Consider the following 24,238-nt stretch of genomic DNA (forward strand, 5'->3'; position numbering starts at 1 on the left):
TCAGGCCGCCTGCGCCACGCAGTGCTCGATCAACACTTCCAGTTCCTCCTGGTACGCGCGCATCAAGCCCTCGACGGTCTCGGCACGGTAGCGGCGGGTGCTGAAGATGCAGCGCAGCGCCAGTCGCCCGTCGTACACCTGCCCCACCACTTCCAGCCAGTTGCCCAGCGCGGCATGGGGGCTGTAGCAGCTGCCGTAGCTTTCCGCCGCCGGCACCAGCAACGCCTTGTCGTCGAAGCTCTGGTCGAACTGCCCCAGGTAGTTGAACGTTACCCGTGCCTGGGGCGCGTGGCCCAAGGTGGTGGCCATCGGTTCGCCGCTCATGTAGCGCAACACGCCATAGCCCAATCCCTTGTTTGGCACCGCGGCCAACTGCCGTTGCACCGCCCGCACCGATGTGCCGATGTCGGCTTCATGGCTCGGGGTCAGGCGCACCGGGAACATGCTGGTGAACCAGCCCAGGCTGCGGCTCAGGTCGATGTCCTTGACCAGGTCCTCGCGACCATGCCCCTCCAGTTGGATCAGCACCGACGGCTGCTGGCTCCAGCGGCACAAGACACGGCTCAGCGCCGCCAGCAACACATCGTTGATCTGCGTCTGGTAGACCGCCGGCACCTGTTTGAGCAACTGCTGGGTGTGCTGCTCCGACAGGCTCAAATGCGCCACCGACTGATACTGCACCTGGTTCTTGCCCCGCAGGTTGTCACACGGCAACTCGCTGCCCGGCTGGTCGATCTGCTCCAGCCACCAGGCTTTTTCCTGCGCCGGATAGTCCCGCGCATAGGCTTGCAGGCCCTCGGCCCAGGCCCGGTAGCTACTGGTGCGAATCGGCAGGTTCGGCGTCTGGCCGTCGCTGTAGGCCGCATAAGCCGTCTGCAAATCCTGCAGCAGCAAACGCCACGACACCGTGTCGATGACCAGGTGATGAATCACCATCAGCACGCGAACTTCACCGCTGCCCAGGGTCACATGCGCCGTGCGCCACACCGGCCCGTCGTGCACATCAAGACTGCGTTGCACCTGTTCGGCGTACAACTCCAGCTCAGCTTCATCGGCCACGCTGTGCTGCCACAGCAAAGGCTCGTCGGCCCACTGGGCCTGCATCTCCTCCAACGCCTGGTAATGCTGCAGGTGACGCCCGCCAACCTCACTGAAACGCAGGCGCAAGGCATCGTGCTGCTGCATCATGCCGCGCAAGGCCAATTCCAGCGCCGTCAGGTTCAACCCCTGGCGGGCCCGCAGCATCAACGCCTGGTTGTAATGATGGGGCTCGCTCATGCGCTGGTCGAACCACCATTGCTGGATCGGAATCAGGTTGAACTGCCCTTCGGCGGCCACCTGGGTCACGTCCTCGACCGTTACGGCAAACGTGTTCGAACGCTGGTCGAAAATCGCCTCGATGGTCTGGCCGCGCATCAGGTCCCGCAGCTTGAGCTCCATCTTCAGCTCCCCATGGTTGCGCACCCGCGAGACCACTTGCAGGCTGAGGATCGAGTCACCGCCCAACTCGAAGAAATTGTCGGTGATGCCCACCCGCTCGACTTGCAACACCTCGGCCCAGATTTCGGCCAGCAGTTGCTCATCGCGGTTACGCCCCGGCACATACTCGGCCCCCTTGAACTCCGGCTCCGGCAAGGCCTGGCGATCGAGCTTGCCGTTCGGGGTGACCGGCAACGCCTCCAGGCAGATCACCTGGGCCGGCACCATGTAGTCCGGCAGTTGCGCCCGCAGCTCGGCCTTGAGCCGATCGCCGATGGCCACGCCGTCGGGGGTGACCACGTAGCCGATCAGCTGCTTGCCCGAGGCACTGTCGCGGGCGATCACCACCGCATCGCTGACGTCGTCCAGTTGCCGCAGGCTGGCCTCCACTTCCCCCAGTTCAATGCGGAACCCCCGCACCTTGATCTGGTGGTCGATACGGCCGACGTAATCGAGCACGCCGTCGACGCGCTGGCGTACCAGGTCGCCGCTGCGGTACAGGCGATCACCCGGCTGGCCGAACGGATCCGGCACGAAGCGCTCGGCACTCAGGTCCGGGCGACGGTGATAACCCCGGGCGATACCCGCGCCACCGATGTACAACTCGCCGGCAATGCCCGGCGGCAACGGGTTGAGGTTGTCGTCCAGCACATACAAGGCGCGCTCACCCACCGCACGCCCGATCGGCGCGTAGGCGGCTTCGCAACGTTCGCTGGCCGGCACCTTCCACAGCATCGGCGTGACCACGGTTTCAGTCGGGCCGTAGCCGTTGGTGAAGAATTGCGGACGCAGCGCCGCCTTCACTTGCTCGAAGGTCTGGTCCGGCACCGCATCGCCGCCGAAGCAGTACACCCGCACAGGCGGTGGCGCCAGTGGGCTGTTGGCGGCGTATTCGGCCAGTTGCTTGAGGTAGGCCGGCGGGAAGCAGGCGATGGTAATGCCGTGGCGGTGCAAGGCGTCGAAGGTCTGCTCCGGCGTCCACAGCGCGCCGTCGCGAATCACCAGGGTACCGCCGCTGAACAGCGTGCTCAGCCAGCGTTCATGGGCGCCGTCGAAGGCGAACGACATGAAATGCAGTTCGCGGGTGTGTTCGTCCATGTCGTACAGCCCGGCGATGGCCTGGCAATGCATGCTCATCGACCCGTGCGCCACGGCGACACCTTTGGGTCGACCGGTGGAACCCGAGGTGTAGATCAGGTAGGCCAGGTTGCCGCCGAGCAAACCGCTGTGGGGCGGCAAATCGCTGTAGCCACGGCTGTCGAAACCGTCGATGGCCAGGCGCGCCAGACCGTCGAGCTGCGGCAGGCGCGCCTGCACCCGACTGTGGGTCAGCAACAGTGCCATGGCCGAATCTTCGATCATGAACGCCAGGCGCTCGGGTGGATAATCGATGTCCAGCGGCACATACGCCGAACCGCTTTTCATCACCGCCAGCAGCGTCACGACCATGTCCACCGAACGCTCCAGGGCGACGCCGACCACCACTTCCGGGCCAGCGCCGAGTTCGATCAAGCGGTGGGCCAGGCGGTTGGCGCGACGCTCCAGTTCGCCATAGTCCAGCGAGTCGTCGCCACACACCAGCGCCGTGGCCTGCGGACGCGACTGGGCATGCCGGCCAATCAGCTCCGGCAGCAACTGCGCCTGATAGCAGGCGTTCAGCGCCGCACTCCATTGTGCAAAGGCCTGCCACTGTTCCAGCGACAAGCGCTGCAGGTTGCCCAGGCACGCGTGGGGCGCATGGATCATCGCCTCCAAGGTGTCTTCCAGGGTCCGGCGGATTCGTTCCACCGCTTCGACGCTGAAGGCGTTGCGCAGGAACAGGTACTCGATGGACAGCGTTTCACCCAGGTTGACCGCCAGGTCCATCGGGAAGTTGGTCACGTCATGATTGCGCGACTCGCCGAAGCTCAGGCCGGTGTCCCGCTGGTCGCCCAGGCGTTCGTCGATGGGGTAGTTCTCGAACACGATGATGCTGTCGAACAAACCCTGCCCGCCCAGGCCCGACCAACGTTGGATATCCGCCAGTGGCGCATGGGAATGCTCACGCAGGTCCAGGTTGTAGGCCTGCAACTGTTGCAACCATTGATCCAGCGGCTGCTCGGGGTCCAGGGTCTGGATCACCGGCAAGGTGTTGATGAACAGGCCGAGGATGTTGTCGGCGTTGACCAGCCCCGCCGGACGCCCGGCGACGGTGGCGCCGAAGACCACGGTGTTCTGCCCGGTGAAGCGTTGCAGCAACAGCAGCCATGCCCCTTGGATCAAGGTATTGGGTGTGATCTGCAAGGCGCGGCAGGCCTGTTGCAGGCGAGCGGTCTGCGCCACGTCCCAGCGCGAATACAGCGCCTCGTGCCCCGGCAGTGCCTCGACATGCCGCGGGAACATTGCCTGGTTGAGGGAGGTCGCCTGTTCCAAGGTGTCGAGGCGGCTGCGCCAGAAGCGTTCCAGTGCATTCTGGTCCTGGCGGTGCAGCCATTCGATGAACTCGCGGTAGCGACCATTGCGGCTTGGCACCTGCCCATGGGCGTAGAACTGCAACACCTCACCGAACAACCGCGAACTGCTCCAGCCGTCCATGAGGATGTGATGGCAGGTCCAGATCATCTGATAGCGATCGTCTTCCAGGCGCAGCAACAACACCCGTTGCAAAGGCGCGCGGCTCAGGTCGAAACCGGCCAGGTAGTCGGCGGTCGCCCGGGCACTGATCGCCTGCTCGCTGATGTCCTGTCCACGCCAGTCTTCAATCTGCAACGGCAACTCGACATGGCGATGGACGATTTGCACCGGCGCGCTCAGGCCATCCTGCCAGTGAAAACTGGTGCGCAGGATGTCCTCGCGCTCGATCACCGACGTCCAGGCCCGGGCGAAACGCTCGGTGTCCAGGCCATGCACCGGCAGGCTGATCTGGTTGATGTACAAGCCGGAACTGTCGTCGGCCAGGGTGTGGAACAGCATGCCGTCCTGCATCGGCGACAGCGGATAGATGTCCTCCACCTGCGCCACGGGCACCGGCAGGCCATTGAGTTGCGCCTGGCTCAGGCGCGCCAGCGGGAAGTCCGAAGGTGTCAGGCCCAAGTGCCCGTCGGTGCAGCAGTGATCAATCAGTTGTTGCAACGCCACGGCATAGGCATCGGCCAACGACTGGAGCGTGGCCGCGTCGAAAACATCGCCACTGAAGGTCCAGTCGAGGGTCAACTGGCCGTTGAAGATCCGGCCATCGATGGTCAGCCAGTTGCCCAGCGCCACGTCATCGCCGTGCCCCGCACCACTGCCCTCTTCACTCGGCACGAACAGCGCCTGCTCATCGAAGCTCTGGTCGAACTGCCCCAGGTAGTTGAAAGTGATGCGCGCTGGCGACAGTTTTGCCAACCGCTGCTGGACCGCTTCGGCCCCGAGGTAACGCAGGACGCCGTAGCCCAGGCCCTTGTTCGGCACCGCCCGCAGTTGTTCCTTGATCCGCTTGATCGACTCGGCGGGGTCGCTGGCCGGCGTCAGCAACACCGGGAACAGGCTGGTGAACCAACCGACGGTGCGACTCAGGTCGATGCCCTCGAACAATTCTTCACGGCCATGGCCTTCGAGCTGCACCAGGCAGGCCGGTTGCCCGGTCCATTGGCAGACCACTTGCGCCAGTGCGCTGAGCAGCAAATCGTTGACCTGGGTGCGATAGGCCGTCGGCGCCTGCTTGAGCAAACGCTGGGTCTGTGTGGCGTCCAGGCGTGTGCTCACCGAACGGCCATGGGCCGCCGCCTGGCTGCCCTCGGGACGGGCTCGTGGCAACGGCGGCAGGGGCTGGTCCAGTTGCCCGACCCAGTAATCCAGTTCCTTGTTCAGGGTTTCGCTGTGGGCGTAGTCCTGCAACTGAGCGGCCCAAGCCTTGAACGCCGTGGACTTGCCCGGCAAGGCCGGCGCCTGGTTCGCCCGCAGTTGGCGGTAGACGTTTTGCAGGTCTTCCAGCAGCACTCGCCACGACACGCCGTCCATGACCAGGTGATGAATCGCCAGGTGCAGACGCGAACTGCCGTCCTGCACCGCGATCAGGCTGCAGCGCAGCAATGGGCCATGTTGCAGGTCGAGGCTGCGTTGGGCCTGGTCGGCGATGGCGATGATCTCGGCGGCGTCCTGCGTGGTGCGCTGCCAGATCTCCAGCGGCGGCTTATCCACGGCCTGATGGCTGGCGCGCCAGCGGCCATCGTCGGCCTGGGTGAACCGCAGGCGCAGGGCATCGTGGTGGGCCACCACGTGCTGGAGGGCCTGTTGCAGATGGGCGATGTCCAAGGGTTCGCGCGGGGTCAGCAGGACTGATTGGTTCCAGTGGTCGCGGTGCGGGATATCATTGGCGAAAAACCAATGCTGCATCGGTACCAGTAGGCTGTCGCCGGTGACCGGGCCTTGGTCGGCCACGCCTTCATCGGCCGCCGTGGCGACCCGCGCCAGGGCCTGGATGTTCTGGTGCAGGAACAGGTCCTTGGGGGTCAGGCCGATGCCTTGGGCACGCGCCCGACTGACCACCTGGATCGAGTTGATCGAGTCGCCGCCCAAGGCGAAGAAGTTATCGGCGGTGCCCACCCGCTCGACGCCGAGCACCCCTTGCCAGATGTCCACCAGTGCCCGCTCGATGGCGTTGACCGGAGCCGTGAATGCTTCCTGGCGCTCGGCCAGGTCCGGTGCCGGCAGCGCCTTGCGGTCGAGTTTGCCGTTCGGGCTCAGCGGCATGTGTTCCAGGCGGGTCAGGTGCGTCGGCACCATGTGCTCCGGCAGGTTCAGGCGCAAATGGGCCAGCAGCGCTTCGCGCAACAGCGGCCAGTCGCTGGCCTCACCGGCCTGGACGACCACGTAGGCGCTCAGCACCTTGCCGCTGCGGCTGTCCTGGGCCACCACCACCGCTTCTCGCACCGCCGCATGTTCAAGCAGGCGCGCTTCGATCTCACCCAATTCGATGCGGAACCCGCGGATCTTCACCTGATGGTCGATCCGACCGATGTAGTCGATCACCCCGTCCGGGCGATAGCGCGCCAGGTCACCGGTTCGGTACAGCCGCTCGCCGGTCACGAACGGGCTGGCGACGAAACGCTCGGCGGTCAGTTCGGGACGGCGGTGATAACCGCGGGCCAGGCCCTGGCCGCTGAGGTACAGCTCGCCGTTGACGCCGCTCGGCACCGGGTTCAGTTCATCGTCGAGGACGTACGTCATCAGGTTGGCAATCGGCTCGCCAATCGGCACCGCATCGCGTCCTTCGTCGCGGCAAGTCCAATGGGTCACGTCGATGGCCGCTTCGGTCGGGCCGTACAGGTTATACAGCCGGGCATTGGGCAACTTGGCGAACACCTGTTGCTGTGCATCTACCGGCAGGGCTTCGCCGCTGCAGACGATGCGGGTCAGGCGGGTGCAACGACTGACGTTGGCATCCAGCACGAACGCCTGCAGCATCGATGGCACGAAATGCAGGGTGGTGATGCTTTCCCGTTCGATCAGGCTGACCAGCTTCTGCGGATCGCGATGATCGCCCGGTGCCGCGACGACCAGGCGCACGCCGGTCATCAACGGCCAGAAAAACTCCCAGACCGATACATCGAAACTGAACGGCGTCTTCTGCAAAACGCTGTCGCCGGCCTCCAGGCCATAGGCCTGTTGCATCCAGCACAAGCGGTTGGTCAACGCACCATGGCTGTTGCCGGCGCCCTTGGGCTTGCCGGTGGAGCCGGAGGTGTAGATCACATAGGCCAGGTTCTGCGCCACGGCCCGGGCAGGCGGATTGTCGGTGGCCTTGTCCCGCAACCAGTCGTCGTCCCCATCCAGCAGCAACGTGGTGACACCGCCCCCTCCTGTGGGAGCGAGCTTGCTCGCGATAAGGCCCTCACCGTCAACATCAATATTGACTGAACCACCGCTATCGCGAGCAAGCCCGCTCCCACAGGTCAGCAGCAACTCGATGCCGCTGTCCTCGATCATGTAGGCCAGGCGCTCCGGCGGGTATTCCGGGTCCAGCGGCACGTAGGCGCCACCGGCCTTGAGGATCGCCAGCAGCCCGACCACCATTTCCACACTGCGCTGCACCGAGATGCCCACCAGCACATCCGGGCCGACGCCGCGCTCGATCAAGGCGTGGGCCAACCGGTTGGCCCGGGCGTTGAGCTGGGCATAGCTCAGCGATTGCCCTTCGAACACCAGTGCCTCGGCGTGGGGGTCACGCTCGACCTGGGCTTCGATCAAATGATGGACCGGGAGGTGGTTCGGGTAGTCGGCGTAGGTGCGGTTCCAGTCCTCGACGATCAGGCGCCGCTGCGCGCCGTCCAGCATCGGCAGCTCGGCGATGCGCTGGGTCGGGTGGGCGACAATGGCGCGCAACAGGTTCAGCCAATGCTCACCCAGGCGGGCGATGGTACTCGGTTCGAACAGGTCGCTGGCATAGGTCAGCGCGGCGCTGAGGCCATCGGCGTACTCGAAGGTGTCCAGGGTCAGGTCGAACTGGGCGGTGCCCGAGTCCCAGGTCAGTTGCTCCAGGCTCAGGCCCGGCAACGCCGACAGGTCCCGGCGGGCATCGCTGGCATGGTTGAACATCACCTGGAACAGTGGCGTGTGGCTCAGGTTGCGCGCCGGTTCCAACCGCTCCACCAGTTGTTCGAACGGCAGGTCCTGGTGAGCCTGGGCGCCGAGGGCCCGTTGCTTGACCTGATCGAGCAACTGGTCGAATCGCAGGTTGCCGTCGATGTCGGCCTTGAGCACCTGGGTGTTGACGAAGAAGCCCAGCAGACGCTCGGTTTCCACCCGGTTGCGGTTGGCGATCGGCACGCCGACGCGGATGTCGTCCTGGCCGCTGTAGCGGTGCAGCAAGGTCTGGAAGCCGGCGAGCAAGAGCATGAACAGCGTACTGTTGTGTTGCTGGGCCAAGCGCTTGAGGCCTTCGGCCAGGGCCGGTTCGATGACGATGGGCAGCCGTGCGCCACGATAGCTTTGCTGGGCCGGACGCGGATGGTCGGTCGGCAGCTCGAGAATCGGTTGCTCGCCGCCCAACTGCTCGATCCAGTAGTCGAGTTGACGCTGCTGCTCCCCCGCCGCCAGCCATTGCCGCTGCCAGTGGCCGTAGTCGGCGTACTGGATCGGCAGCGGTGCCAGCGCCACGGGCTGGCCCTGGCTGAAACCTGCGTACAACTGCAGCAGGTCGTCGACCATGATCTGCATCGACCAGGCGTCGGACACGATGTGGTGCTGGGTCAGGATCAGCACATGGTCCTCAGCGCCCAGTTGCAGCCACTTGACCCGCAGCAACGGACCGCGCTGCAAATCGAACAGTTGCCGGGTTTCGACTTCGATCAAGCCGCGCAAGGTACGTTCATCGACGCTGGCTTCGAACGATTCCACCGCCAGGGCCAGCGGCGCTGGTTCGTCGATCACTTGCAGAGGACGCTCATTGTCGAGCACGAAGCGGGTACGCAGGCTCTCGTGACGCGCCACCAGCGCATCGAAGCTCTGTTGCAGCGCGGCACGGTCGAGGGCGCCGCGCAAACGCAGGGCCGTCGGAATGTGGTAGGCACTGCTGGTGGGTTCCAGTTGCCAGAGGAACCACTGCCGTTGCTGGGCGAACGAGAGCGCCAGCGGCTGGTCGCGAGGAATGCGTGGGATGCCCGGCTCATCGTGCGCCGATGCCGTCCCCATGGCCTCGACAAACGCTCGCAGGCTGTTATGGGCAAACAACAGGCGCAACGGGACCTGGATATTCAGTTGCTGGCGAATCCGCGACATCACCTGGGTGGCGAGCAAGGAATGGCCGCCCAGTTCGAAGAAGTTGTCGTCCAGGCCCACCCGCGGCACCTTGAGGATATCGGCCCAGATCGTCGCCACCGCCTGCTGCACGGGTGTCTGCGGCGCGGCATAGGTTTTCTGCCACTGGCTGGCATCGGGCTTGGGCAACTGCTTGCGATCCAGCTTGCCGTTGGGTGTCAACGGCAAGCGTGGCAACAACACCATGTGGGCCGGCACCATGTAGTCGGGCAGGTTGACCTTGAGCCGGGCCGTGAGGCTGTCGCGCAAAGCGCTCTGGGCGGCGTCCAGATCATTCAGTTCGGCGGTTGGAACGATGTACGCCACCAACGCCTGGCCGCCCGGTGCCTCCTGGGCCAGTACCGCCGCTTCGCGCACGCTGTCCTGTTCCAGCAGGCGCGCTTCGATTTCTCCCAGTTCGATGCGGAACCCGCGAATCTTCACCTGATGATCGATGCGCCCAAGGTATTCGAGGATGCCGTCGGCACGCTGGCGCGCCAGGTCACCGGTGCGATACAGGCGCTCGCCGGCGACAAATGGATGGGGCACGAAACGTTCGGCGGTCAGCGCCGGACGCTGGAAATAACCACGGGCCAGCCCCTGGCCGCCGATCAGCAATTCACCGGCCACGCCATAGGGCACCGGCATCAGGTCGGCGCCGACGATGTACAGCGCCGTGTTGTCGATGGGGCCGCCCAGCCAGGGTTGCGCGGCCTGGGTTTGCAACGGGTGCAAGGCCGACCAGATGGTGGTTTCCGTCGGGCCGTAGAGGTTCCACACTTCACCGCCGAGGGCGAGCATGCGCACGGCCAGTTCCTGGGGCAGCGCCTCGCCACCGCACAAGCATTTGCAGCCGCGCAGCCCGTCGGCGCTTTCGTTGTCCAGCAACATGCGCCAGGTCGACGGCGTGGCTTGCACCACGTTGACCTGCTCGGCCTCGATCAGCGCCAACACCGCGCAGGGGTCCTGGGCGACGTGCTGGCCGGTCAGCACGATGCACGCGCCGACCATCAGCGGCACGTAGATTTCCAGGCCGAAAATGTCGAACGAGAACGTGGTCAGCGACAACGCCCGGTCCTGGACCGTCATGCCCGGCGCCTGGGCCATGCTCGCGACGAAGTTGGTCAGCGCGCCGTGGCGTACCATCACACCCTTGGGCTTGCCGGTGGAGCCGGAGGTGTAGATCGCGTAGGCCAGGTGCTCCGCATCCAGGTCCGTCGCCGGTGCCTCGCTGGCATAGCCGTCGAGCCAGTCACCCTCTTGGTCCAACACCAACGTATTCACACCACCGAACCCTGTGGGAGCGAGCTTGCTCGCGATAGCGTCGGCACACTCGACATCATCATTGACTGAACCACCGCCATCGCGAGCAAGCTCGCTCCCACAGGACAGCGATAACGGGTCGAGCAGCGAACTTTGGGTCAGCAGCAACTCGATGCCGCTGTCTTCGATCATGTAGGCCAGGCGCTCCTGGGGGAACGCCGGGTCCAGCGGCAGGTAGGCGCCGCCGGCCTTGAGGATCGCCAGCAGGCCCACCAGCATGTGCGCGCTGCGTTCCACGGCAATGCCGACCAGGACATCGGGGCCCACGCCGAGGCTTTGCAGCTTTCCCGCCAACTGATTGGCCCGGGCATTGAGTTGACCGTAGCTCCAGCGCTCGCCGTCGATCACCAGCGCCGGGGCGTCCGGGGTGCGCGCCGCTTGTCTTTCGAATAGTCGATGAACAAAACCCGCCTCGGGCGCGGGCATCGGGGGGCGCTGGCTGTTGTCGAGCTGGGCCTGGCGCTCGGCCGCGTCGAGCAACGGTAATTCACCGATGCGCTGCGCCGGGTCGGCTACGATCGCCCGCAACAGGTTCTGCCAATGCCCGGCCAGGCGCGCGATTGTCTCGGCGCCAAACAGGTCGGTGGCATAGATCAGCCCTGCCGAAAGCCCTTCACTGTGCTCCACGGTTTCCAGGGTCAGGTCGAATTGCGCCGTGTGCGAATCCCAGCGCAGTTCCTCGACTTTCAACGTACCGACCGGTCCCTCGCCCGCCGGGCCTTGGGTCCGGTGGTTGAACATCACTTGGAACAGCGGGCTGTGGCTCAGGTTGCGCTCAGGCTGCAACGCCTCGACCAGTTGCTCGAACGGCAGCTCCTGGTGAGCCTGGGCGCCCAAGGCTGTCTGTTTCACTTGTTGCAGCAAGGCGCCAAACGAATCCTGGCTCTGGACATCGCTGTCGAGCACCTGGGTGTTGACGAAAAAGCCGATCAGGCGCTCGGTCTCGACCCGGTTGCGGTTGGCCGTCGGCACGCCGACGCGAATATCGTTCTGGCCGCTGTAGCGATGCAGCAGCGCCTGGAACGAGGCCAGCAGGAGCATGAACAGGCTGACGCCTTCGCGCTGGGCCATGTGCTTGAGGTCGCCGGCCAGTGCCGCGTCGATGGCCAGTTCCAGCCGCGCGCCGCGATAACTCATCACCGCCGGACGCGGAAAGTCGGTTGGCAGTTCCAGCACCGGTTGCTGGCCGCCCAGGCGTGCAATCCAGTATGCCAACTGACGCTCGCGCTCGCCTGCTTCCATCCAGTGTCGCTGCCAGATGGCGTAGTCGGTGTACTGGATCGGCAGTGCCGGCAGTTCCGGCGCGCGGCCCTGGCTGAAGGCGGCGTAGCCGTTGACCAGTTCCTCGACCATCACCTGCATCGACCAGCCATCGGCAACGATGTGGTGCAAGGTCACGATCAACACATGATCATCCGCCGCCAACCGCAGCAGGCGCGTGCGCAGCAGCGGCCCCTGTTGCAGGTCGAAGAGCTGGCGGGTTTCCCCTTCGATCAACTGGCGCAGCTGCGTCTGGTCCGGCAACCATTCCAAGGTGTCTGCCTGCAAACGCACCGGTGCCGCCGCGTGCACCTGCTGCACGACCTGCTCGCCATGGGTCTGGAAGGTGGTGCGCAGGCTCTCGTGACGGGCCACCAACGCCGTGAAACTCTGCTCCAGCGCAGCGATGTCCAGCGGCCCGCGCAAGCGCAGGGCCGTAGGCATGTGGTAGGCCGCGCTCTCGGGGTCCAGCTGCCAGAGGAACCATTGGCGCTCCTGGGCAAAGGACAACGACAGTGTGTCGAACTCGGCACTGACAGGCGGGATCGGCAAGTTCGCCGGGGAAACGTTCTCTTCGAGCATCTTCTGCAAGTACAAGCGACGTTTTTCCAGCGGCAGCGTTATGAAGCGCCTGGCAATACGTTGTGCGACAGCGGTGTCCATCAAACCTCCTCAAATTCATCGAGCAGCGCTTCAAGCTTGCTCAATTTCGACGTACTCATGGGTTCGCCGGCAGGCTCGAGTTGCGCCACGAACGCGCCGAGTACCGGGAATTGGAAAATCAGTTGCGGGGTCAAGGTCAGGCCCAGTTCCAGTTGCAGGCGCGAGACCACGCTCACCACCAGCAACGAATGCCCGCCCAGCTCGAAGAAGTCGTCGCCCAGCCCGACCTGCTCGACCTTGAGCACGTCTTGCCAGACGGCCGCGACCCGGCATTCGAGGTCGCTCTGCGGTGCCAGGTATGCCGGTTGCAGGGCACGGGTGTCCGGTGCCGGCAAGGCCTTGCGATCGAGCTTGCCGTTGGGGGTCAGCGGCAAGCGGTCGAGGAAGACCCAATGGGTCGGCACCATGAAGTCCGGCACCTGGGCCGCCAGTCGCGCCTTGAGCCGCTCGCCCAGGCTGCCCTGGTCGAGAGGGCTGTCCTGGCCGACCAGATAGGCCACCAGGTTCGGCCCGCTCACGTCGTCCCGCGCCAGCACCACCGCATCGCGCACATCGGCATCGGCCTGCAGGCGCGCTTCGATTTCCCCCAACTCGATGCGCAGGCCACGGATCTTCACTTGGTGGTCGATCCGGCCGAGGTACTCGATCACCCCGTCGGCGCCATAACGGGCCAGGTCACCGGTGCGATACAGGCGGCCACCTGGGGTTGGCGCGAACGGATCGGGAATGAAGCGCTCGGCGCTCAGTGCCGGTCGTTGGTGGTAACCACGGGCCAGGGAATCACCGGCGATGTGCAACTCGCCGACGGCGCCCACGGCGCAAGGCTGTAACGCCGCGTCCAGCACGTAGGTGCGCACGTTATCAATGGGACGGCCAATGGCGATGATCCGCTCGGCGTCGTCTTCGCTGCCCCGCACCACGGCATGGCTGCTGGTGTCGATGGTCGCTTCGGTCGGGCCATACAGGTTGCGCAGTTCGCCATCGAACAGCGCCATGACCTGGCGCGACAGGTGCGCGCTGAGGGCTTCGCCACCGCACAGCAGCAGGCGCAGGGAGGCCAGTTGCTCGCGGGTCGCCAGTGGCAGCAAGGCCTGCAACAGCGAGGGCGCCATTTGCAGCACGCTGATGCGCCACCGCGCCACGTCGGCCCAGAGGGTGGTCAGGTCGAGGTTCAGGTGCGGGCTGGCGAGCACCAGTTGCGCGCCGCTGATCAACGGCAGCCAGAACTCCCAGACCGAGGCATCGAAACTGATCGCGGTTTTTTGCAGGACGCGGTCGGCGGCCGTCAGTTTCAGGCAACCTTGCATCCACGCCATGTGGTTGCTCAGGGCGGCATGACGAAGGGTCACGCCCTTGGGCTTGCCGGTGGAGCCAGAGGTGTAGATCACATAAGCGAGGTTATCGCCGTCGATGGCCACGCCAGGGTCGCGCTCGCTGTAGCCAGCCAGCCATTGACCGGGCTGATCCAACAGCAGCGCGGTCACGGCAGCGTCGCCGAACAGCGGCAGCACATCGGTCTCGGTGAGCAGCAAGGCGATGCCGCTGTCCTCGACCATGTACGCCAGGCGATCCCGGGGATAGGCTGGGTCCAGTGGCACGTAGGCGCCGCCGGCCTTGAGCACCGCCAGCAAGCCGACCACCATCTGCACGCTGCGCGACAGCGCAAGGCCCACCAGCACGTCGGGGCCGATGCCGCGCTCGATCAAGCCATGGGCCAGGCGATTGGCCCGGGCATTGAGTTGGGCGTAGGTGAGCGTCTCCTGCTCGCTGACCAGGGCGACCGCATCGGGCGTGCTTCGGGCCTGGGCCTCGATCCATTGATGAACCGGGCGCCGAGGCGGTTCCACCACCGAGGTGGCATTCCAGTCGTGCAGCAGCCTGTCGCGGGTCACCTCATCCAGCCGTTGGATGTCGCCCACGCAACCACCGGCCGGCAGGCTCACCATCTGCGCGAGCACGTGTGCCACCTGCTCAGCCAGGCGCTCGACGGTGTGTGTAGGGAAGGCAGCATGGGCATAGGTGAAGTGCAGACTCAGGATGTCAGTTAGATTGACGGCCAGGGTCAATGGGAAATTAGTCTGTTCCTGGCTGGCCACGCTGCCGAAGCTCAAGCCTGAGGGCGCCTGCTCTTGCAGGGCCTGGGACACGGGGTAGTTTTCGAACACCAGCAAGGTGTCGAACAAACCGTCACCGCCCTGCCCGGCCCAGCGCTGGATCTCGAACAGCGGCGTGTGCTCGTGCTCGCGCATGGCCACGTTCTGACCCTGGAGCTGTTGCAGCAGTGCGCTCACCGCTTGCTCCGGGCGCGGGCTGGCGATCACCGGCAGGGTGTTGATGAACAGGCCGATCTGCTGCTCGACCCCCTTGAGCTCGCTCGGACGCCCCGACACGGTGGCGCCGAAGGCCACGGTGGCGTGCCCGGTGTAGTGCTGCAGCAGCAACAGCCAGGTCGCCTGGACGACGGTATTGAGCGTCACCTTCTGCTGGCGGGCGAACTCGCTCAGGCGTTGGGTCTGCTGGGGCGTCAAGTCGTGATAGTGGCTGGCGTGGCTGCTTTGCGATGCCGATTGCAACGGCGCGACACGGGCCTCGGCCAGACGGGTCGGCGCCTCCAGGCTTTGCAATTGCGTCAGCCAGAAGCTTTCACTGGCCTGGGCGTCGCGGCCTTGCAGCCAGGCGATGTAGTCCCGATACCGCCCGGCCTGGCGTGGCAGGGCCTGGCCGTCGTAGCGCTGCAACACCTCGCCGAGCAACTGCGAGTTGCTCCAGCCGTCCATCAAAATGTGGTGATGGGTATAGATCAGGTGATATCGCTGCTCAGCGGTGCGCACCAGCACCAGGCGCAGCAACGGGGCGCAGGCCAGGTCGAAACCCTGCTCGCGCTCGGCGTCCGCCAGTTCGGCCAGGGCCTGGCTGACATCGGCGCGGGCGCTCCAGTCCAGCGAGGTGAACGGCACGCGCACCTGCTTGTGCACCACCTGCACCGGGCGCTCGCTGCCCTGCCAGATAAAACTGCTGCGCAGGCTGTCATGGGCATCGACCGCCGCTTGCCAGGCCGCCTCGAAACGCCGTGGGTCGAGGCCTTCGATGTCCAGGCACATCTGGTTGATGTACTGGCCACTGCCCGCTTCGTACAGGCTGTGGAACAACATGCCTTGCTGCATCGGCGCCAGCGGGTAAAGGTCTTCCACCCCGCGCGCCGACAACGCCAGGCCATCGAGTTGCGCCTGGGTCAGGCCGGCCAGGGGGAAATCCGTCGGCGTCACGCCCTGGCTCGTCGGGTCGCAGCAATGGGCGATCAACAGCGCCAGCTCACGGGCGTAGTCATCGGCCAATCCCTGGATGGTCGCCGGCTCGAATTGTTGCGCACTGAACGTCCAGCCCAACCGCAGCGCGCCATCGAACACCTGGCCGTTGAGCGTCAGCCAATTGCCCAGGGTGGTCAGCGGGCTTTGTTCGTCACCGGCGCTTTCGCTGGCCGGGCTGAACAAGGCACCTTGGTCCTGATCGAAACTGCCATCGAACTGGCCGAGGTAGTTGAAGGTGATGCGCGGCACCGGCAACGCCTCCAGGGCCGCCCGACTGGCGTCGTCGCCCAGGTAACGCAGCGCACCGAAGCCCACGCCTTTGTCGGGAATCGTCCGCAGCCCTTGCTTGATCGACTTGATCGAATCCGCCAGTTTCACGGCCGGCGACAACCGGACCGGGAACAGGCTGGTGAACCACCCCACTGTGCGGGTCAGGTCGACATTGGCGAACAGCTCTTCGCGGCCATGGCCTTCGAGCTGGAGCAACAGGCTGTCGTGGCCGGTCCAGCGGCAGATCACCCGGGCCAGGGCCGTGAGCAACAGGTCGTTGACCTGGGTGCGATAGGCCGCTGGCGCCTCTTGCAGCAACTGCCGGGTCAAGTGCGCGTCCAGTCGTGTGTGAACGGTGACGGCCTCGCGGTTTTGCCCGATCACCTCGGGGTCGAGGCACGGCAGGTCGGTCGGTGCGTCGTGCAGTTGCCCTTGCCAGTAGGCCAATTGCTGCTGCAGTTGCGCGCTGCGCGCATGGGCCTGCAACTGCTCGGCAAAGGCCTTGACCGAACTGGTCTTGGTCGGCAGTTGCAGCGCTTGGCCGGCGAGCAACTGCTGGTAGGCGGTTTGCAGGTCGTCGAACAGAATCCGCCACGACACGCCGTCCACCGCCAGGTGATGGATCACCAGCAACAGGCGTTGGCTGCCATCGGCCAAGGTCGCCAGGACGCCGCGCAGCAGCGGCCCGCCTTGCAGGTCCAGGCTGCGCTGGGCCTGGTTGGCCAGTTCTTCCAGGGCCACCGCGCCAGCCACTTCGCGTTGCCACAGCAACCCATCGACCGCCCAGGCCTGATGTTGCGCCGCCACCTCACGGTGCTCGGCGCGCCACCCTTCGGCGGTTTCACTGAAGGACAAACGCAAGGCGTCGTGGTGCAGCACCAACGCCTGCAAGGCCTGCTCCACCACGGACGCTTGCAACGCTCTGGCCGGCTTCAGCAACACCGACTGGTTGTAGTGGTGACGCTCGGCAATCGCCTCGTCGAAAAACGCCTGCTGGATCGGCAACAGCGGTGTCGACCCTTGGCTCGGCGCCTGATCGATAGCCTGCTCTTGCCCACCGGTCTGGGCGACGCTCGCCAGTGCCTGCACGGTCTGGTGCTGGAACAAGTCCTTGGGGGTAAAGCGGATGCCCGCCTGACGGGCGCGGCTGACCACCTGGATGGAGACAATCGAGTCACCGCCCAACTCGAAGAAGTTGTCGCTAAGCCCTACCCGCTCCACCTTGAGCACGTCCTGCCAGATCGCCGCGATCTGTTGTTCCAGTTCACTTTGCGGCGCCACGTAGTCCTGCTGCACCTGGCTGGCGTCGGCGGCCGGCAAGGCCTTGCGGTCGAGCTTGCCGTTGGCGGTCAGTGGCCATTGTTCGAGGAACAGCAGGTGCGTCGGCACCATGTAGTCCGGCAGCTCGGCCTTGAGCTGGGCCTTGATCCGGTCACGCAAACCGGCTTGCTCCTCGTGGGGGTCTGCCGGGATCACATAGCCCACCAGTTGCTGGCCGCTCGGCCCTTCCTGGGCCAATACCAGCGCTTCACGCACCGCTGCCAGGGCGTTCAGGCGCGCTTCGATCTCACCCAGTTCGATGCGGAAACCACGGATCTTCACTTGATGGTCGATGCGGCCGACGTACTCGATGACGCCATCGCTGCGGTACTGCGCCAGGTCGCCGGTGCGGTACAAGCGTGCGCCGCTGTCGCCAAACGGGTCGGGAATGAACCGCAACGCAGTGAGGTCGCCACGCTTCAGGTAACCCCGGGCCAGGCCAGCGCGGCCGACGTACAACTCACCGATGCAGCCCTTCGGCACCGGGTTCAAATCACCGTCCAGCAAGTACCACGACAAGTCGGCAATCGGCTCGCCAATCGGGCTGCTGGCGTCCTGTTCCAGGTCCGCCAGCGACAGTGGACGGTAAGTCACGTGCACGGTGGTTTCGGTGATGCCGTACATGTTGATCAATTGCGGGGCCGCGTCGCCGAACTTGTCGAACCACGGGCGCAGGGCCTTGACGTCCAGCGCCTCGCCGCCGAACACCACGTAGCGCAGGGCGTTGGCCCGGTCATCGGCGCAAGCCTCGTGCATCAATTGCTTGAATGCCGAAGGCGTCTGGTTGAGCACCGTCACCCCGGCCTCACAGAGCAGTTCGTGGAACTGCTGCGGTGAACGGCTGACGTCGTAGGGCACGATCAACAGCTCGCCGCCGTGGAGCAGCGCACCAAAAATCTCCCACACCGAGAAGTCGAACGCGTAGGAATGGAACAGGCTCCAGACATCCTGCGGACCAAACTGGAACCACGGCTCGGTGGCCTCGAACAGGCGCAGCACGTTGTGGTGTGGCAGCAAGGTGCCCTTGGGGTTGCCGGTGGAACCGGAGGTGTAGATAACGTAGGCGAGGTTCGCCGCGTCCATCACTACGTGCGGATCGCTGTCGGCGAAGGCGCTGACGTCGGCGTCCAGCAGCAGCGCCTGCACGCCGTCCGGCACCGGCAATTGATCGACCAGGGCCGCTTGGGTCAGCAGCAAACGGATGCCGCTGTCCTGCATCATGTAGGCCAAGCGATCCTGGGGATAAGTCGGGTCCAGCGGCACATAGGCACCGCCGGCCTTGAGGATTGCCAACAGGCCCACCAGCATGTCGAAACCGCGCTCGGCCGCCAATCCCACCAGCACATCCGGACCGACACCGTGGGCGATCAACTGATGGGCGCGGCGGTTGGCCCGGGCGTTGAGTTCACCGTAGGTCAGGGTTTGGGCGTTGAAACGCAGCGCGACGGCATCGGGACGCAAACGCGCCTGTTCGGCAATGCGCCGATGCAGGCACCCCTCGCCCGGGACGCTGCGCGGGGCCGGGTTCCATTGGCCGATGTGTTGCTGTTGCTCGGCGGCCGTCAGCAGCGGCAGTTCACCGATGCGTTGGCGGGGATCGGCGACGATGCCGTGCAGCAGGTTCAGCCAGTGCTCAGCCAGGCGTTGCACAGTGCAGGCATCGAACAAGTCAGTGGCATAGGTCAGCGCCGCACCGAGTTCACCCTCGGCTTCCAGGGTGTCGAGGGTCAGGTCGAACTGGGCGGTCTGGCTTTCCCAGTCCTGGGCCTTGATGACCAGCCCAGGCAACGCCGGCAGTGCCTGGCGAGCCACGTTCTGGTGGTTGTACAGCACCTGGAACAACGGGCTGTGGCTCAGGTTGCGCTCAGGCCGCAGTGCTTCGACCAGTTGCTCGAACGGCAGGTCCTGATGGGCCTCGGCGCCGATGGCCGCCTGTTTGACCTGCGCCAGCAACGCACTGAAGCGCTGCTGCGGATCGACCTCCGCCTTGAGCACCTGGGTGTTGACGAAAAAGCCAATCAGGTCTTCGGTTTCCACCCGGTTGCGGTTGGCGATGGGCACGCCGACACGAATGTCCGACTGGCCGCTGTAGCGGTGCAGCAAGGCCTGGAACGACGCCAGCAAAACCATGAACAACGTGCTGCCTTCGCGCTGGGCCAGTTGTCGCAGTTGTTGGCCCAGGGCCTGGGGCAGGTCGATAGCCAGGCGTGCGCCGGCAAAGCTCTGCCGGGGCGGGCGCGGTCGGTCGGTGGGCAGCGCCAGCAACGGCTGCTCGCCCCCCAGCACATCGGTCCAGTACGCCAGTTGCCGTTCCCGTTCGCCGGCGTCCATCCACTGACGCTGCCACACCGCGTAATCGGCATACTGGATCGGCAGCTCGGCCGATGCCGGGGACTCACCCTGGCTGTACGCGGCATACCCCTGGATCAGCTCCTGCACCAGCAATTGCATCGACCAGCCATCGGAAACGATGTGGTGTTGGGTCAGCACCAGCACATGCTCGTCGGCCGCCACCCGCAGCAGGCCGACCCGCAGCAGCGGACCGTTTTGCAGGTCGAATGGCTGGGCGATCTGCTGGCGGACAAAGGCCTGGATCTGTTCATTGCCGCCGTCGAGAACCTGCGGGATCACCACCGGGTTCATCTGTCCGTGAATGACTTGGAACGCTTGCTCATCGACCTGGACGAAGGTGGTGCGCAGGCTTTCGTGGCGCTGCACCAGGGCAGCGAAACTCTGTTGCAAAGCCTCCAGGTCCAGGGCGCCCTGGATCCGTAGCGCCGCCGGAATGTGGTACGCCGCGCTGCGGGGCTCCATCTGCCAGAGGAACCACTGGCGTTGCTGGGCGTAGGACAGTGGCCGTTGCGCCTGGTCCCGGGAAAGACGCGGGATGCTCGCGGGCCGCGCCACGTCGCTGCCCACCAGTGCGGCCACACAAGCCTCAAGGCTGGCGTTCTCGAACAACTGGCGCAGTTGCAGGTTCAGGCCCAAGGCCTGGCGAATGCGCGAGACCATCTGTGTCGCCAGCAGCGAATGGCCGCCCAGTTCGAAGAAACTATCGCTAAGCCCTACCCGCTCCACCTTGAGCACGTCCTGCCAGATCGCCGCGATCTGTTGTTCCAGTTCACTTCGTGGCGCCACGTAGTCCTGCTGGACCTGGCTGGCATCGGCGGTCGGCAAGGCCTTGCGGTCGAGCTTGCCGTTGGCGGTCAGTGGCCATTGTTCGAGGAACAGCAGGTGCGTCGGCACCATGTAGTCCGGCAGCTCGGCCTTGAGCTCGCTCTTGATCCGGTCACGCAAACCGGCTTGCTCCTCGTGGGGGGCTGCCGGGATCACATAACCCACCAGTTGCTGGCCGCTCGGCCCTTCCTGGGCCAATACCAGCGCTTCACGCACCGCTGCCAGGGCGTTCAGGCGCGCTTCGATCTCGCCCAGTTCGATGCGGAAACCACGGATTTTCACTTGGTGGTCGATGCGGCCGACGTACTCGATGACGCCATCGCTGCGGTACTGCGCCAGGTCGCCGGTGCGGTACAAGCGTGCGCCGCTGTCGCCGAACGGGTCGGGAATGAACCGCAACGCAGTGAGATCGCCACGCTTCAGATAACCCCGGGCCAGGCCGGCGCGGCCGACGTACAACTCACCGATGCAGCCCTTCGGCACCGGGTTCAAATCACCGTCCAGCAAGTACCACGACAAGTCGGCAATCGGCTCGCCAATCGGGCTGCTGGCGTCCTGTTCCAGGTCCGCCAGCGACAGCGGACGGTAGGTCACGTGCACAGTGGTTTCGGTGATGCCGTACATGTTGATCAACTGCGGGGCCGCGTCGCCGAACTTTTCGAACCACGGGCGCAGGGCCTTGACGTCCAGCGCCTCGCCGCCGAACACCACGTAGCGCAGGGCGTTGGCCCGGTCATCGGCGCAAGCCTCGTGCATCAATTGCTTGAATGCCGAAGGCGTCTGGTTGAGCACCGTCACTCCGGCCTCACAGAGCAGTTCGTGGAACTGCTGCGGCGAACGGCTGACGTCGTACGGCACGATCAACAGCTCGCCACCGTGGAGCAGCGCACCAAAAATCTCCCACACCGAGAAGTCGAACGCGTAGGAATGGAACAGGCTCCAGACATCCTGCGGACCAAACTGGAACCACGGCTCGGTGGCCTCGAACAGGCGCAGCACGTTGTGGTGCGGCAGCAAGGTGCCTTTCGGATTACCGGTGGAACCGGAGGTGTAGATCACGTAGGCGAGGTTCGACGCATCCATCGTCACCAATGGATCACTGTCGGCGAAGGCGCTGACGTCGGCGTCCAGCAGCAGCGCCTGCACGCCGTCCGGCACCGGCAATTGATCGACCAGGGCCGCTTGGGACAGCAACAGTTGAATGCCACTGTCCTGCATCATGTAGGCCAAGCGATCCTGGGGATAAGTCGGGTCCAGCGGCACATAGGCACCGCCGGCCTTGAGGATTGCCAGCAGGCCCACCAGCATGTCGAAACCGCGCTCGGCCGCCAATCCCACCAGCACATCCGGACCGACACCGTGGGCGATCAACTGATGGGCGCGGCGGTTGGCCTGGGCGTTGAGTTCACCGTAGGTCAGGGTTTGGGCGTTGAAACGCAGCGCGACGGCATCAGGACGCAAGCGCCCCTGTTCGGCAATGCGCTGATGCAGGCACCCCTCGCCCGGGAAGCTGCGCGGGGCCGGGTTCCATTGGCCGATGTGTTGCCGTTGCTCGGCGGCGGTCAGCAGCGGCAGTTCACCGATGCGTTGGCGGGGATCGGCGACGATGCCGTGCAGCAGGTTCAGCCAGTGCTCAGCCAGGCGTTGCACGGTGCAGGCATCGAACAGGTCGGTGGCGTAACTCAGGGACCCGGCCAGCTCACCGTCGGTCTCGTGGGTGTCGAGGGTCAAGTCGAACTGGGCGGTGTGGGAACGCCAATCCAGGCTCTCGACCTGCAACCCCGGCAGTTGCAGGGCTTGAGCCGCGCCGCTGCTCTGGTGGTTGAACATCACTTGGAACAGCGGGCTGTGGCTCGCCTGTCGCTGCGGCGCCAGTGCCTGCACCAACTGCTCGAACGGCAGGTCCTGATGGGCTTGCGCCCCCAGCGAAGCCTGCTTGACCTGCGCCAGCAATTGCTCGAAAGGCAAGTCGCCCCGCACCTGGGCATTGAGCACCTGGGTGTTGACGAAAAAGCCGATCAGGCCTTCGGTTTCCGGGCGATTGCGGTTGGCGACCGGTACGCCGACGCGGATATCCGACTGGCCGCTGTAGCGGTGCAGCAAGGCCTGGAACGACGCCAGCAAGACCATGAACAGCGTCGAGGCTTCGCCCTGGGCCAGGTGTTTCAGACCCTGGGTCAACCCGGCGTCGAAGCGCAGGTCCAGGCGTGCGCCGCGATGGCTCTGCACCGCCGGGCGCGGGCGGTCCGTCGGCAACGGCAGAACGTCGCCGCCATCGCCCAGCCGTTCGGTCCAGTAGGTCAGTTGCCGCTCCAACTCGCCGGCCTCCATCCATTTGCGTTGCCAGATCGCATAGTCGGCGTATTGGATCGGCAAGGGTGCCAGGGTCGGCGCCTGACCGCTGCGGTGGGCGGCGTAGAGTTGGACCAGGTCGTTGACCATGATCCGAGCGGACGCGCCATCGCAAATGATGTGGTGCTGGGTCAGCACCAGCACACGGTCGTCCGCTGCCAGTTGCAGCAGCTTGATCCGCAGCAGTGGCCCTTGTTGCAGGTCGAACAGCCCGGCGATTTCATCGTCGATCAGGGCTTTGAGCGCGGACTCGTCCACCACCACCGGCTCGATCGCCAGGCTCATACGCGCCAGCACCACTTGTCGGGGCCCTTGCTCGCTGTCGACGAACACCGTGCGCAACACGTCGTGACGGGCCAGCAAGGCGTCGAAGCTGCGTTGCAGCGCAGGCAGGTCGAGGGCGCCGCGCAGGCGCAGCGCCGTAGGCACATGGTAGGCGGCGCTGTGGCGGTCCAGTTGCCAGAGGAACCACTGGCGCTCCTGGGCGTAGGACAGGTCGAGGGTCTCGAACTCGTCGCGCATCGCCGGGATCGGCAACGTCGCCAGGCTCATGTTTTTGCTGTGCAGCTTGTGCAGGAACGCTTGCCGTTGGGCGAGCGGTAAACGGATGAAACGCTGAACCAGAGACAGGTTATCGAGCTGAGTCATTCAAAGGGTCTCCAGGTCTGCCAGGAAGTCATGCATCTCACTCAGGTCTGCGCTGGAGTGAGGGGTCAGGTGGGCCGCCAGTTGTGCGGCGTAGTCGGCCAGGGACGTGGTGCTGAACAGCAAGTCCAGGGGCACCGCGGCGCCCTGTTCCATTTGCAGGCGCGCCGTCGCTTGCGTCGCCAACAGGGAATGCCCTCCCAGTTCAAAGAAGTTGTCGTCGCGCCCTACCCGTTCAAGCTTGAGCACGTCTTGCCAGATGTCGGCGATGCCCTGTTCGAGCGCGCCTTGTGGCGCGACGTAGGCACGCAGCAGTTGCTGGGCGTCCGGCAGTGGCAAGGCCTTGCGGTCGAGCTTGCCGTTGGGGGTCAACGGCAAGCGTTCGAGCAGCAGCCAGTGCGCCGGCATCATGTAGTCGGGCAGCAAGGGCGCGAGCCGCGCCTTGAGGGCTTCGCGCAGGGCCGTCGGTTCGGCAGTCTCTGGATGGGCGGCCACCAGGTACGCCACCAACTGCAGGCCGCCCGGCCCTGGTTGTGGCTCCACCACGGCTTCGCGGATCGCTTCCTGGGCCAGCAGGCAGGCTTCGATTTCCCCCAGTTCGATGCGGAAGCCGCGGATCTTCACCTGATGGTCGACCCGGCCGATGTACTCGATCACGCCGTCGCCACGCTGGCGCGCCAGGT

At 65.2% G+C, this 24,238-nt stretch carries 3 protein-coding genes (1 of these 3 running past the window's edge); all 3 read right to left on the reverse strand.

Annotated elements, in window-relative coordinates; all coding sequences use genetic code 11:
- Tightly spaced (each overlapping or abutting the next), the 3 genes in view from ACMTA2_RS22765 to ACMTA2_RS22775 form a layout consistent with a single transcriptional unit that may run on beyond the window.
- Complete coding sequence (locus ACMTA2_RS22765; protein WP_413791871.1) at positions 1-12,483, reverse strand: non-ribosomal peptide synthase/polyketide synthase; 12,483 nt, start codon at positions 12,481-12,483, stop codon at positions 1-3.
- A complete protein-coding gene (locus ACMTA2_RS22770; RefSeq protein ID WP_413791872.1) occupies positions 12,483-23,558 on the reverse strand; it encodes an amino acid adenylation domain-containing protein in 11,076 nt (3,691 codons plus the stop codon). Before ACMTA2_RS22770 ends, ACMTA2_RS22765 begins: the two co-directional genes overlap by 1 nt.
- A protein-coding gene (locus ACMTA2_RS22775; RefSeq protein WP_413791873.1) for a non-ribosomal peptide synthase/polyketide synthase crosses the window boundary here: on the reverse strand, positions 23,559-24,238 show its final stretch. The gene runs 11,881 nt beyond the window's last position; the window shows 680 of its 12,561 coding nt (coding positions 11,882-12,561); the start codon falls outside the window, past its right edge; it ends in the stop codon at positions 23,559-23,561.

Source organism: Pseudomonas medicaginis (assembly GCF_965119365.1).
GTDB lineage: Bacteria > Pseudomonadota > Gammaproteobacteria > Pseudomonadales > Pseudomonadaceae > Aquipseudomonas.

Excerpts from the sequence above, each read along its gene's own strand:
- ACMTA2_RS22765 (WP_413791871.1), bottom strand. The coding sequence starts at position 12,483 with ATGGACACCGCTGTCGCACAACGTATTGCCAGGCGCTTCATAACGCTG.
- ACMTA2_RS22770 (WP_413791872.1), bottom strand. The coding sequence starts at position 23,558 with ATGACTCAGCTCGATAACCTGTCTCTGGTTCAGCGTTTCATCCGTTTA.